Annotated in this window: 9 protein-coding genes; 2 read left to right on the plus strand and 7 right to left on the minus strand. The window is 45.1% G+C overall.

Going from position 1 to position 15,110, the window contains the following annotated elements; genetic code table 11:
* Window positions 1-160 precede the first annotated feature (160 nt).
* From pulA to MH215_RS04885, 7 genes are all read right to left on the minus strand, one after another.
* Entirely contained in the window at window positions 161-2,227 is a 2,067-nt protein-coding gene (gene pulA / locus MH215_RS04855; protein ID WP_239288608.1) for a type I pullulanase, read from the minus strand.
* Between the two features lie 222 nt (window positions 2,228-2,449).
* Entirely contained in the window at window positions 2,450-3,964 is a 1,515-nt protein-coding gene (locus tag MH215_RS04860) for an extracellular solute-binding protein (RefSeq protein ID WP_239288609.1), read from the minus strand.
* 304 nt (window positions 3,965-4,268) lie between these two features.
* Window positions 4,269-5,378, minus strand: a complete 1,110-nt coding sequence (locus MH215_RS04865) for a glycoside hydrolase family 88/105 protein (protein WP_239288613.1) — start codon at window positions 5,376-5,378, stop codon at window positions 4,269-4,271.
* Window positions 5,379-5,401: 23 nt separating this feature from the next.
* A complete protein-coding gene (locus MH215_RS04870) occupies window positions 5,402-6,901 on the minus strand; it encodes an extracellular solute-binding protein (RefSeq protein WP_239288614.1) in 1,500 nt (499 codons plus the stop codon).
* 69 nt (window positions 6,902-6,970) lie between these two features.
* On the minus strand, window positions 6,971-7,843 hold the full coding sequence (locus MH215_RS04875; RefSeq protein WP_239288615.1) for a carbohydrate ABC transporter permease: 873 nt from the start codon (window positions 7,841-7,843) through the stop codon (window positions 6,971-6,973).
* A 44-nt stretch (window positions 7,844-7,887) separates the two neighbouring features.
* On the minus strand, window positions 7,888-8,841 hold the full coding sequence (locus MH215_RS04880; RefSeq protein WP_056701329.1) for an ABC transporter permease: 954 nt from the start codon (window positions 8,839-8,841) through the stop codon (window positions 7,888-7,890).
* Window positions 8,842-9,189: 348 nt separating this feature from the next.
* On the minus strand, window positions 9,190-11,526 hold the full coding sequence (locus MH215_RS04885; RefSeq protein ID WP_239288616.1) for a helix-turn-helix domain-containing protein: 2,337 nt from the start codon (window positions 11,524-11,526) through the stop codon (window positions 9,190-9,192).
* A 537-nt stretch (window positions 11,527-12,063) separates the two neighbouring features.
* Between MH215_RS04885 and MH215_RS04890 the strand changes: the two genes are divergently transcribed.
* A complete protein-coding gene (locus MH215_RS04890; RefSeq protein ID WP_239288617.1) occupies window positions 12,064-14,064 on the plus strand; it encodes an endonuclease MutS2 in 2,001 nt (666 codons plus the stop codon).
* 171 nt (window positions 14,065-14,235) lie between these two features.
* The gene (locus MH215_RS04895) at window positions 14,236-14,427 is read left to right on the plus strand and encodes a cysteine-rich CWC family protein (protein ID WP_239288702.1); all 192 of its coding nucleotides are present in this window, start codon (window positions 14,236-14,238) and stop codon (window positions 14,425-14,427) included.
* Window positions 14,428-15,110 lie beyond the last annotated feature (683 nt).

Below are 15,110 nucleotides of genomic sequence, written 5' to 3' on the forward strand. Positions count from 1 at the left end.
TAAACAAGTGCCATAGATTGACAGCATTTGTCCTGTCCAGACGAAAAAGGCATGAAATGTTCAATATGATCCAACACGCTAACGTCATATGCCCAAAAAGCCCCTCTTCCAAAGAAGAGAGGCAGATCATTTCTAAACCTATTCTGTATAGTGATTATGATTATGAGCAATACATAACTGTCATTGAGATGGCTGGAATGCTAAGCTCTCCACCTACTACTGTACGGATCGTATCCGTACCCACTCGTCCTTGCTCCACAACCACATGCCATTGTGCTGACGGAATGGAAAGTGCTCGACTTTCTTTTGCAGCGTTATAGGCAACGATGACTCGCTTCCACGAATCGCCTGATGCTGTGCCGAGTAACTCATATGCCAGAATACCGTTGCCCTGTTCAAGCAATCGTATATTCTGCTCAATCTCTCCTCGGGTACGAAAGCGAAAAACAGGATGCTCTCGACGCAGACGAATCAAACCGCGATAATAATCAAATACCGGTTTGAACTGCTTTTTGTATTCCCAACGGATAGCGTTAACTACATCCCCGCTCTCATGGCTGTTAGCGTCACCAAACTTGGTACGCAGCAATTCATCACCAGCAGCCAGAAATGGTACACCTTGAGAGGTCAATACAATGCCATTGGCAAGCAAACATCGCCGTACCATTTCATTCTCTAGAACATGTTCAGCTTCAACCTGCTTATACGGGCTCGCTTGTTGAACCGCTTGCTGCACATTGTCGCATCCTTTGACACTGCCGTCCTCATCATAGCTGATAAAACCGAGTGTATCCTCCAGTCCTTGCGTATACGCAACCTTGTCCCACAAATTAAGATTGTCATGCGCGGTAACATAATTAATGGTTTCTGTCGGAGCTGCAGTAAAATCGGTAATAGCTGCCTTTACTCCAACCCACACGTTTTCTTCTGCTCCTTCTGCACCTGTTGCAAACCCTGTTCCTGCACCATCACTGTCCCCCTTAATAGCTCCGCGAAAATTATCATTAAAGACAGCAAAACCAGACTCACGTTGATCCCCCTTAAGCGTCATATCGTCTCCAAGAGGCGATTCCAGTGCGCCCCAAGGTTCTCCATATAACAGGATGGATGGTGAGACCTTCTCATGTAGGTCTGTCGCCAGACTTTTCATTGTTGCTGTATCGATGAGCCCCATCAGGTCAAACCGAAACCCATCCACATGGTATTCCTCTGCCCAATAGCGTACAGAATCCATAATGAATTTACGAACCATATAACGCTCGGTCGCTACTTCATTTCCTGTTCCCGACCCGTTACTATATGTACCATCCTCCCATTGACGATAGTAGTACCCTGGATAGAGCTTCTCAAATGAACTTCTCGCAGTGTCGAAGGTATGGTTGTAGACCACATCCATAACGACGCCGATCCCCTTTTGATGCAGAGCCATCACCATCGATTTGAACTCTCGAATTCGAGTCTCTGGTTCATCCGCCCGTGTTGCATAAGAGCCTTCTGGCACATTGTAATGGAGGGGATCATACCCCCAATTATAATTAGATCGATCGGAATTGGAAGTATCCACCTGAGCTTCATCTACTGTAGCAAAATCAAATACGGGTAGCAGATGCACATGCGTAATGCCAAGCTCAGCCAAGTGATCAACACCGATGGAATTACCTTCCGAATCCAGTAAACCCGTCTCGGTAAAAGCCAGATATTTGCCCCTATACTTCATCCCAGATGAAGGGTGAATCGAGAAATCTCGCACGTGTAGCTCGTACAACACCGCATCCACTGGGCTCGCGAGTTCTGGCCGAACATCTTCTTTCCATCCCTCGGGATCTGTATGCTCCAGTCTGACGATTACCCCCATCTCTCCATTCATAGTGACAGCCCTAGCATAAGGATCTACAGCTACCTCGCGTCTTCCGTCCCCGAAGGTAGTCTGAATCATATAACGATAACCACACCAATCACCGCTCATCTCGACGTGCCAGATGCCTTGAGCTTGTTTATTCATGGGAATTACTTTAGGTTTCAATTGTCCCGAACGATCGGAATATTCTTCAGGACTTCCGTCTGTAGATGGGGGATATAACAACATCTGAACTTCAGCAGCCTTCGGTGTCCATACTTTGAAACGACATGACGCTGATTGCATCGTAATACCTAGATCGTCTCCCTCATATGTATCGTTTACATCCTCAACATACCGTTGATCCTCGTATTCATATTGTTCTATCATGTCTGTGTACTCCTCTCTGTGGGCATCAAGTTGACTATGCTATATAAGTGCTCCTCTACTCTTATACCCCTTCCACAGTCCATTCATAATAAAAACGAATAAAAAAGGTTACGAATCCGAAGATTCGCAACCCTTATTTTAGAACGTAGATGATAAGCGCACGAGGTACGCCTCCATTTTATAAACTACTTGAATCAATTTCATAAATCACTGGAAATGGATTCACTTGCCGTTCAATTCCTTATACGATGCTTCAAACTCTGAGATCAGTTGGTCACCACCGGATTTCTTCCAGTTTGCCACTTCTTGCTCCCAGCCTGCATCATCTAGTTTACCCATAATGTACTTGGTTTGGGCATCCCAGATCATCTGATCTAACTCTTGACCTCTCTCCGTATAGATTGCAGAAGAGAGTGTCAGGGCAGGATTCGGAATTGCATATTGTTCATTCTCACGTGCCATCTTTGTACCCTTCATACCAATAGGTACGTCCACCAGTTCAGCAACATTGTAACCCTCAATACTTAGAAGATTATCACGATAAGGCTTCACTTCCCGTTGATATGCATCAAAGTCTTTCAGCTCCGTTTTGCCATCGGCAGTCTCGGTATAGTGCACATCCTTCAAACCGCGTAACTGTAACGTACTAAGTTCTTCATCCATTAGCTGATCCAAGAAGGTGAGTACCTCCTTCAACTGCTCTTCATCAGGTACGGCAGCTTTTGGAATGACAAGCATACCGTAGTTACCTGGTTCTCCAGCGATACGAATTCCATCCGGTCCTTGGAATGGAGCGACATCAATCTCTCCATCCGGTGCATTCGGTGTGAGACGTTGTTGGGATGACTTGCCGTTCTGGGCTACCCCGTTCAGCTTCATGCCAATGAGCCCGGAATCCATCTTTTTGTCCGCTTCCGATGGATCAAGTGCAGGGAAATCACTGTTAATGAGTCCCTCACTAAACAACTTTTTGAACAACTTCATCGTGTCTACATATTCCGAAGTCATGAATTCTGGTGTCAGTTTACCCGAGTCATCCACACCCCATTTATTTACGCCTCCGATACTCACCGCAATCCGTGTAAGTGGGGAAGATACACCTTCATTGTACCGTTTGAACAGCAACGCACCATAGGTGTCCTCTTTGCCATTTCCATCAGGATCATCCTTGCGCATGGAATGCATCACGTTGTACCAATCATCCAATGTTTTGGGGATTTCCAGATTCAATTTATCGAACCAGTCCTTACGATATACAATCGCGGTACGGCCGATATCACGGAAATTAGGGATACCGTAGATTTTGCCTTCTATTTTGATATTTTCAAAATACGCCTCGGATTGGGCAGACAGGTTCTTATAATCCTTCAGGTAAGGGCCAAGTTCCCAGAACAAACCTGTTTTGGCTGCATTAAAAGTTGTCGGTACATAGTTCACCCTCATAATGGTGGGCATCTCACCCGAAGCAACCATGACGTTTACTTTATCATCAAAAGCAGACTGCGGAATCCATTGCACATTCACATCGGTACCCGTATATTCCTCAATCTTTTGCTCAACCCCGTTCTCCTTCGCAGGTACATCACCTACCTGCATTAAAGAGATGGAAATGGGAAACTTGCCTTCTCCCGTCGCAGCAGGTGCTTTCTCTCCCCCACAACCTGCGAGCAGTCCTGCGGACATTGCACCAATGACAACCAATCCGCTTAAACGAGACATCCGTACTTTTGGGCTCATGAACCATCTCTCCTTTTGGATAACCTAATCATGACCTGCTTCCATCGAGTAGAAGGTGCTCACGGGTTGTTGGAAGCTTTGGTATGGATTGAAGCAAAACCAATAAATGAATGCGCTATCATAAATGTTCTGAAGAAAAGCACTAGGGAGTGTCTGAAAACTCCGAAGGACGCAGATTTTGCCGAATTTTCGTTCCAAGCCAGGAAGTTTTCCGCAGGCGTGCCGGGGCACGTCAAGGGAAAGTGACGCAGCAGGGGGCGAAAAAGCGGTAAAAGATGCACTTCAGCGAGTTTTCAGAAACGACCTATCGTGTAGCTAGTTCCATCTCCACTCCTGCAAGAATAAACGGAGCGACCGATTTCGGATCATTAATCCGAATTGATTCTGTTACATAATACTCGTATGAACCATCACGATAAGGACTGCCGCCAAGACCAGCTCCACCATTACATTGCGTTAAGGAGAGCACGCCTTCTCGATCCGTTTGCAGCAAATGCTGTAACAGACCTTGATATCCCTTTTCCGCAATCGCCTTGAATTTACCACTCAGATATCCTTTGCGTACACCTTTAGCTAAGGCATACACAAACATCGAAGTCCCCGATGCCTCCAAGTAATTGCGCTCACGGCCTGGTTGATCCAAGAGATGCGGCCATAATCCAGTTTGTTGATCCTGAACATGTACAAGCGCATTAGCCAGTCGTTCGAAGATACCTACAATCTGTCCACGCTGTTCATGATCCATTGGCAGATAGTCCAATGTGTCTACCACAGCCATCACATACCAGCCAACAGCTCTGCTCCAGACATGGGGAGAACAACCCGTCTCCCCTGAGCTCCAGCGCTGCTCTTTACTCTCGTCCCAAGCATGATACAACAGACCGCTCCGCGGATCACGTGTGCGCTGCTCTACCAAGAGCAACTGTAGTGCTGCCTTATCGAACCACTTATCTTGGCCCGTTACGGCTCCATATTGTGTCAGGTAAGGGGTCGCCATATACAACCCATCTAGCCACATTTGGAAAGGATATATCTTTTTGTGCCAGAATCCACCTTCGCTTGTGCGTGGCTGGCCTTTGAGCTGTACCATGAGTAGGTCAGCCGCTTGGCGATACTTCTCCTTTCCCGTTTTGTCTAAGAGCAGAAATAACGATTTCCCTTGATTAATCTGATCGAGATTATATTCCTCAACATTGTAGTTTCGAATCGTACCGTCTTCCTGCACGAAATGATCCATCAGTTCCTGGATATAATCAAAATACTTTTGTTCCCCCGTATGGGTATACAACTCTTCTAAGGCTTTTAATATACAACCATTCTCATAATGCCAGGTGGAGTACAAGTCATGGCTACGATAACTTTCCATGAACTGTTCAGCCATTCGCACTGGCGTAAGTTGTAACGTTTCTTTCATGGCGCTCCTCCGCTTCTAGCTCATTATTGAGCTTGCTTTTTGTAGTCCTCCGCATATTCTTCGCGAATTTTGTTTCCACCTGCATTCGCCCAATTCTCAATTTCCTTCTGCCAGCCTGCTTCATCGATCTTGCCCATAATGTATTTGGTCTGCGCATCCGCGATCATCTGATCAAGATCCGCGCCGCGATCACCATAGGTAGGAGAATACAACGTAAGGGCAGGGTTCGGAACAGCGTGCTCCGCAAGCTCTTTCGCGAGTGCGGTTCCTTTTTCACCCAGCTCAGTATCTTTCAGTTTCGGTACATTATAGCCCTCAACATAAGGGAAATTATCACGATATGGCTTCACTTCACGTTGGAAAGCGTCGAAGTCGCTCATCTCTACCTGATCTTCACCAACCTTGGTGAAATGTTTATCTTCAATACCACGCATTAAGAGCGTAGCCATTTCAGGATCCATCAACTTATCAATGAATGCTAACAAACTCTTCAGTTCTTCTTCCGATTTCACCGTGGATTTAGGGAATGCCAGAATACCTGAGTTACCTGTCTGTCCTGCAACGCGATCTCCATTTTGCCCTAACAATCCAGCGATATCTACTACACCGTCAGGGTCGTTCTTGGATAAACGTTCCTGCTGACTTTTACCGTTCTGTGCAACACCCACACGCATACCCACTAAACCGGAATCGTATTTCTTCTCAGCTTCTGTGGAATCAAATACTGCGAAATCTTGGTTAAGCAACTTCTCATCATACAAACGCTTCAGAAGATCCATGACTTGTTTATATTCAGGCGTCATAAATTCCGGTGTAAAGCTTCCATCGTCCTCCACTTTCCACTTGTTTGGCGCGCCAAAGCTTACACCAAGGCGAGTTGTGAAGGAATATTGATCCTCGTTGTAACGCTTGAACAGCATCAGACCAAATGTATTATCTTGACCATCTCCATCTGGATCAGAAGTGGACAACGTTTTGATCGTCTCATACCATTCATCTGGTGTTGTCGGTACTTTGAGATTCAGCTTCTCAAACCAATCTTTACGGTAAATGACAGTTGCCCGGGCAATATCGGAGAATACAGGTACGCCGTAAATTTTCCCTTCAACCTTGATGTTGTCAAAAAAGCGCTCGTTCTGTGCAGACAGATTTTTATAATCCTTCAATAACGGTCCAACTTCCCAGAACACTTCATTACGCATCGCACTTGTTACCGTAGGGTTATATTGAACTTTCACAATTTTAGGCATGTCGCTGGAAGCGATCATGACATTGATTTTGTCATTGTACGCTGAAGCCGGAATCCACTGGACGTCCAGTTTCGTATTGGTATACGCTTCGATTTTCTTCTGTACTTCGTTGTCCTTGCTTGGAACGTCTCCTACTTGTGCGATCGCAATGGATACATTTTGCACGCCGCCTTCAGCAGCCTGACCCTCATCTGATCCGCATCCCGCGAGCAAACCTGTAACCAGTGCAAGTGTGCTCAGAACGGCTACGGCTTTCTTTTTTGTTGCTTTCATAGAATGAAACCTCCCCTTTTTATGCAGCTTTAACTGTTTTAAAGTTCCGATTTCTTAACATGTGCCAACTCAACCTTTCACCGAACCTAGCATCACCCCTTTGGCAAAGTGTTTTTGCAGGAACGGATAGACAAGCATAATTGGAATGGTTGAGAACACGATAACCGCCATACGGATGGTGAGTGGCTGAATCTCCGTTTCCTCGATACTTGTATCCCCAATCCGGCTCTGTGCCAGAATGACAATCTCACGTAGCCATACCTGTACCGGCCATTTCTGACTATCGTTGATATAGATAACTGCACTGAAGAAGCTGTTCCAGTGAGCTACGGCATAAAACAAGGAGAACGTTGCCATCGCTGGCATGGATAAAGGCAACACAATCCGGAATAATACGCCGACATCGTTACACCCATCGATTTTGGCCGCATCCTCCAGTTCATCAGGGATGGCCTGGAAGAAGTTTTTAAGAACGATCAGGTTAAACGCACTAATTGCCGTAGGCAGCATGAGCGACCATAACGTGTCTGTCAGGTGTAGTGATTTCACGACGAAGTAGGTCGGGATCATGCCTCCGCTAAATAACATGGTGAACAGTACACCTAACAAGATCGGCTGACGTCCACGCAAGTATCTTCTTGAGAGCGGATAAGCCATAAGAGACGTAAACAACAAGTTAATGAAGGTTCCGATAACGGTGATGTAGATGGATACTCCCAAACTACGAATCAAGGTATCTGTGGAGAAAATATAGCGATATGCAGCAAGTGAGAATTCTTTAGGAAAAAGAATGAATCCTCCCTTGGCTACTTCACTCGGGCTTGTAAAGGAGACCGCCAAAATATAAATGAATGGAATGACGGTCACAATTCCGATTAACAATAGCAAGCCATGATTGAGAAAGTCGAAAATCCGATTGCCCCACGTTTTATCCTGTTGCATCTTAATGTTCACTCCTGTCTGGTGAAGAGCGCCTGCTCTTTATGTCAGTAGACGCCTTCCTCCCCGAATTTTTTGGCCAACTTATTGGCACCTAGTACAAGTGCCAGACCGACGACCGACTTGAACAATCCCACGGCAGCACTGTAACTGTACTGTGCCTGTGTCAGACCTTTCGTGTATACGTAGGTGTCAAACACCTCGCCCACATCGCGGTTTGTCGGAGTCAGCATCAGGAAGATTTGTTCAAAGCCTGTATCCAGGAAGTTGCCCAGACGCAGAATGAGCAGAATAACAATGGTACTACGAATAGCAGGCAGCGTAATGTGCCACGTCTGACGCCAGCGGTTGGCGCCATCGATTCTTGCCGCTTCATAGAGCTGTGTATCTACACCAGAGAGGGCAGCAAGGAAAATGATTGTACCCCAGCCGACTTCTTTCCAAATGGATTGTCCAACAATCATGGTACGGAACCAGCCTGGCTCAAGTAAGAAGGCAACTTTTTGTCCCGTCAGATTGTAGAGCAATTCATTAATGGCACCGCCTTCAGTGGTGAACAACATGTAGAACACACCAACAACAACAACCCATGATACAAAGTGAGGTACATAGACAAGTGTTTGTACGAATCGTTTGAAACGTTCACGACGAACTTCATTCAACATCAGTGCCAGTACAATTGGCAGTGGGAAGAAAAACACCATGTTATAGATGGCAAGCAAGAACGTATTTCGGAATAAAGTCCAGAACTGCGGTTCCCCGAAGAAACGTGAAAAATGCTTAAAACCAACCCACTCACTGCCGAGGATACCTTTGTAAGGCGTGTAATCCTGAAAAGCCATCGTAATGCCATACATAGGTATGTATTTGAAGATAATAAAGTAAAGCACACCGGGTATTAACATAATATAGAGCCACCGGTTTTTGATGATGTCCCTCCACAGTAGGTTTTTGTCACTGCGGGTAGCGGGCCGTGTCTGAGCCGCCGTTTCGGCTTTCATAGTGTCTTCCTCCCCACATTGGAAACGATTACAAAATATCACTTCCTGAATTCATGTCTTCATTGTGGAGGATAAACACATCACTGGCTATCGTCTCATTTTAGCTTCTTGTTTCCCCTTATGTAGCAAGGGTTTACAGCTTTTGTGTAATTAAATCCCAACCGGTAATGAACCGCTTTTAACCTCAATATCTCTGTCTTAACTCCTAAGAAAAGATGAGGACAATCTGTAAACGAGGCTGTGATCTTCTAATTCTTCTAATCCACAGGAAAAGTTAGTCCAGAGATGATTCGCATCACATTACCTCAAAAAAACCTGCCCGCCATAGCAGGCGAAGCAGGTCTATTTCTACCGTTGTTGTTCCCGATATTTCCCCGGGGTCGTGCCTGTAATTTTACGAAATGTGCGAATAAAAGCCGTCGGATTAGTGTAGTTCAATTTCTCTGCAATCTCTGATATTTTCAGATCCGTTGTCTGTAGCCAGGTCTTGGCTTTTTCCATACGGTATTGGGCTAAATATTCTGTGAAGTTCACGCCTGCTTCTTTCTTGAACACACGGCTCAAATAAACAGGATGAAAATTCAATTCCTCCGCACAAGCCTCAAGTGACAGCTCACGATCATAACGTTCTTCGATTAATCGGATCATTCGTCGAGCGATATTCATGTATTGAGACTCTTCCTGCTCTCGCCAGAAATGGATGACCGGTTGAAATAAGCGTTTGCGGAACCAATTCGTCATCTCATCCAGTGTAGACAGCTTCAACAAACGAGCCATCGAGGCTTTCTCCCCCAACACTTCCGCCACATCTCCACCCTGTTCCTGTACTAATTGATATACACGGGACAACAATTGAACCATAATGACCGGATACTCACTGAAATGTAGTTTCTTATCTGCAAGTAATCCCAAGTACTGCGTGAAGTAGGCATCCGTTTTCTCCACATCACCCTGCTTCAGCGCAGAAGCCAATTGATCTTCGATCATCCGTAACTGTGTATATAGGGCGGCTTCTGTCTGACCTCGTGGCTGAATATCCTCATAATGCAAAATAATACGGCTACCCAGGCTAACTCGCCCTTGGAGTGCTTCCCGGCTCTCCTGATAAGCTTGTGGTGTATCGCCTATGGCCTGATAAGATCGGCTGATCCCAATACTTACGGGCAGATTCAGATAAGTAACGACACGTTCTCGTATGCCCTCGGCTTGCGTGTGCATCCATTCTTTTAGTTGCAATTCATCATGCAGCTCAGAGGCCAGAACGGTAACCTGGGCGTCATCAATCATGACTGGTGTGAACCGAATTTCCGGAGGAAGCCATTCTCCAACGATATTATTTACAGCGAAAAGCAGCAGATCCCGATCCTGCTCCTCATAACGCGTCCCCTCAATGGTATCCATCTGAAGTGTAAGCACACCAAGGCTCGACCAGTTGGTTGGAAAATCATATAGATCACCTTGATATCTGAAGTCCTCTTCCGATATTTTGCCTGTTAATAGTTTCGTCATAAAAAATTCCTGTAAATGAACGTGCTGTCCCTTCATCTGCTCTCGCATGGTCTGTTCTGAACTGAATAAGGTCGATAATCGCTCTTCAATATAGCTGAATTCATCCTGTCTTCGACCTTTCGAATCCATAGGAGAGTCCAGCCCTTTCGTGAATTGAAGGAGTCTCGAAATGGGTGAATACATCCGCCGGCTACCGTAAAAAGCAACTAATCCGGTTAATCCCAACATCACCAGTGTTGCCACTCCCGTTACCAATGCAATTTTCTGAGATTGAGCAGTAATCTGCCCAAGAGATACAACAGATACGTACAACCATCCGTTAAGCTGTGACTGTTTATAACTAACAGCCACCTGATTCCCCTCTACCTCTGCATTGAAGAAGCCTTCTGACTGCCCTGTTACTTGCACTTTTTCTTGAATTTCCTCATTCAATGCAGTGTACTTCCCATTTTGATCCGCATCACTCAGGAAAAACTTCTGATCCCGATCAAGTACATACATATCTCCTGAATTCGTATTCCGACTCAAATAAGAGCTAAGCTCTGTATCGGAAATATCAATCACAAGAAATCCTTTCGGTTTGACATTCGTCGGCATCATCGGGATTTTGAACACCATGCTAACCACATTGTCCGAAGAAATGAGTGCCGGAACGATCTCCTGTGTTGAATCGCCCACACCTGCCGATACAGGTACACTTTCTTTTGCTGAGTTTACATTCTGCGTCACCCAGAATAAACTGTTCGTATATTTCAGATATGAGCCAATTCGATCTCGGATACTAAAATCGTCTAATTTGCCAAACGAACGCATTGAAACAACCCAGTCCTCATCTAGATTGACTAAATAAGCCTGATCAATATTAGTCACTGCCTGTAAATTGTTAAAGCCAGATGTCAGATCACGGATTTGCTCAAATTCGCTACTATCCAGTGGATGTTTCATCGCTTGTAAAACCAAAGGAGAATTTACGTATTGAATAGATGATAATTGCAAACTGCGCAGCACCTGCTCCACTCTCATCTGAGTCTGATGTAATATCTGCAGATTACTCTCGCGCACCTTTTGCTCAATATCCTGTGAAGCAATCGTATATGAGACAGAGCCAATAATGATGACTGGAAGCGCTCCAAGGATCATGGTGAAGCATAGCAGACGCAGCAAGTATTTTGGCAAAGAAGAGCACCCTCCTTCTACAAACTTCCCATTCCATAATATCGCTTACATTGGGTTAATTTACTATTGTTATTTTAAAACCCATTCTTATTCAAGTCCACTCATTTCTTCTGAACGATGAACTTCCGGGTTGACTTTGAGGTAATTTCCAGTTTATATTAGTTGCATATTCCTCAATCAAAGGAGAGATTTTGATGTCGGTGAGCGTTCTTAACTAACCAAGTTTCATATTCAGGAGTTTGGCCTCTCATTTCGCATATGCCCTCAGGCATACGTGTATTTCATGATGAGCCAGATCCCTGTACTTAGTTAAGAACAGCGGATATCATAAATCGCCTCCGGGATTGTACTTGTCCGGGTCTATTTCCGCGCTGTGTTCAGCGTGGATTTTTTTGTTATAGACCTTATTGGACTCTGCTTTCCCATACAGCTTAGGGCGGAGAATGACGTTTGTTCATTCTCTGCCCTTTTTGCGTTTTCCAGGAATAAGTCAGCTGTATAACCCAACACCATATTTAATATTAAGGAGAGATTCCCATGAACGAAAACACTTTACGCACACTGAATTATTTTGAAATTCAAAAAAACGTAGCCTCCTGCGCGCGATCTTATTTGGGCAAACGTCATGCTCATAACATGAAACCGATGAATGATGTTCATTGGATTCAGACGCGGCTAGAAGAAACAGCAGAAGCCGCTCTTATGCTCCGTTACGGCGCGAGCATCCCCATTCCATCCCTTGATGGGATGGAAACCATCATGGATCTGCTAGGCACAGGATATTTATTTAGTGAACGTGATTTCAGTCATCTTGCACAATTTCTGCGAAGCTGTGCACAGCTGATGAAATATATGGAGGGCAAATCCGAGATCGCTCCAACCGTCAGCCGTTATGCTGCATCTATGATGCTCATGGAATCATTGCTAAGCGAGATTGAACGTAGTATCCATAACGGACGTATTCAAGATCTGGCGAGCAAAGAGCTTACACGAATCCGTAAAAAAATGATGGTAAATGAAGAGCGAATGAAGCGTAAGCTCGATTCACTGCTCGGCAAACATCGCTCCATCATGCAGGAAAATGTGATTAGTCAACGTCATGGAAGAACCGTTCTGCCGATCAAGAAGGAATTCCGCAAGCTGGTCAAGGGCAGTGTGTTGGACGAATCAGGAAGTGGGCAAACGGTATATATTGAGCCGGTAGAACTCATGAGTCTTCACAGTGAACTCGCAGCACTACAGGGAGATGAATCTCGAGAAGAGATGAAGATTCTTGGTGAGTTGACCACGCTCACAGAGTCATATAGTCGTGAAATTGCTCTGAATACCGAGACGATAGGCATACTAGACTTTCTACTGGCAAAAGCAAAATATGCGGTCACTATGGATGGACGCGTTGTTCAAGTTAATGCAGAAGGAAGAGTTCAACTCCAACGTGCACATCACCCATTGATGGGCGAATCTATGGTTCCACTCGATTTTACAATTGGCACGAACTATCGTTCACTCATTGTTACGGGGCCGAATACCGGGGGTAAAACAATAGCACTCAAGACACTCGGACTACTTACCCTTATGATGCAATCCGGTTTGCTTGTCCCTGTTGGAGAAGGTGGTACGATGTCTGTATACAGTGAAATTGCGGTGGATATCGGAGATGGTCAAAGCATGGAGCAAGCACTTAGCACGTTCTCTGCCCATATTCGCAACATGATCGGTATCCTGGAACAGGCTAATTCCTCAACACTCGTTCTCATTGACGAGATGGCTTCTGGTACAGATCCAGGGGAAGGGGTAGGACTATCCATTGCCATGCTTGAAGAACTACATCGACGGGGAGCGACGGTTGTAGCCACCACCCACTTTGGAGAAATTAAGCATTTTGCTGCCGCTACACCAGGTTTTGAAAATGCTCGGATGGAATTTGACACGGCAACACTTCAGCCGTTATATCGGTTGCGAATTGGGGAAGCTGGACAAAGTTATGCTTATGCCATTGCACTGAAACTAGGAATGGCACAACACATTATCGATCGTTCGAAGTCCATCTCCAATCAGGGCATTCAACAGAGTAATTCATCAACAGAGAAATGGATAACAGAACCTTCTTCAACCCCACTTTCACAATCAACAGAAAAACATCCTGTAACTGACATAGATAGACCTATCGTGCTGACCAACACCACCTCTCTGTCAGAGTCGGCACTTAAGTCTAAGAAGCCAGAAGAATCAGAGGCGCCTGTAAAAGCCAACGTATTCCAAAAGGGAGACCGGGTCTACATCGGGTATCTTGGTCAAACGGGAACTGTGTGCGACGTTGAGGATGCTCGTGGTAATATCGGTGTCATACTCCGTGGTCGCAAGCTTAAGATTCATAAGAAGAGATTGACTCTGCATATCGCTGCCGATCAACTCTACCCTGACAACTATGACCTCGATATTGTATTTGAGAGCAAAGTGAACCGGAAGAAGCGTAAACTTATGGGACGTAAACATGTGGAAGGACTTCAGATAGAACTGCCTCCTGAACAACAATGACGATCCCAGTATCTGATATACTGTAAGAAAGACCTGACCGAAATAAAGGTGGAATTCAAATTGAATAGAGAATTAAGATCAGAATTACAATTCGAATCGGAGTCTAACTTAAGCTCAGATACAGATGTGGGCGCAGATCGTGATGCAAATGCAAATCTTAAGGAGGCTCAAATGAATCCACTGGTCTGTCCCCTCTGTGGGGAAGCCAATGGATGTTCGTATGCCGCTGGCGCTCCGCATTCTGATTGCTGGTGTAACCAAGCTGTATTTCCTGAAGGCGTGTTCGACCGGATTCCTACGGAGCAACGAAGAAAGTCGTGCATTTGTCAGACATGTCTAGCAGAGTTTAAGGCACGGGGGTAAATGGCGTTCTTGGTAGCAAAAGGGGCTGTCCCATAAGTCATGAATATGACGGGGATGGCCCTCCCTTTTAGTGTTTTTTTGATGTAATGAATCTGACACACGCTATTCACTCCCATTTTCCGGGATCTGAAATCTAACGAATCACAGAGGCACTATTTCGTAAATTCAGTTGAATTTTGAGGTTTTGACACCGCTCTATGACGGAATAGCGATACTGAGGTTCGTTAAATCCTGCATACGTTGATAACATGTCTATTAAGATGCGGTAGGTTCGTTAGCGTTTGGAGCGAAGATGAACTCCTCTTGGTAGCCAAACAGCGCAGCGTGATTGTAACATCACACTGCGCTGCTTATTTCTATGCCCTATGTTATCCACGGTGAGCAAGATATCTAACGATTTTATTTTTATCTCATTTGTAGCTTCCAACGTTGCAGTGCTTCGTAACAGATCCATGGTGCTCCTACTCACACTAAAGGATACTTAAGACAAGAAGACTATCCAAAATCTATTTATTCATTTAAGTTTATCGTTAATTAACAGCAGTAAAGATTGTTCGTGTTGAATATGATGTGTGATAAGGCAGGTCTTGGATCTCAACCTTCACTCTCATATTGTGATCTGCTGCGTATAACACTTCAGTGGACAATTGTGAGTTGACGCTTAATGCTGTTGCAAGTGACGC

The sequence above is a fragment of the Paenibacillus sp. ACRSA genome (assembly GCF_022346845.1).
In the GTDB taxonomy this organism is placed as follows: domain Bacteria; phylum Bacillota; class Bacilli; order Paenibacillales; family Paenibacillaceae; genus Paenibacillus.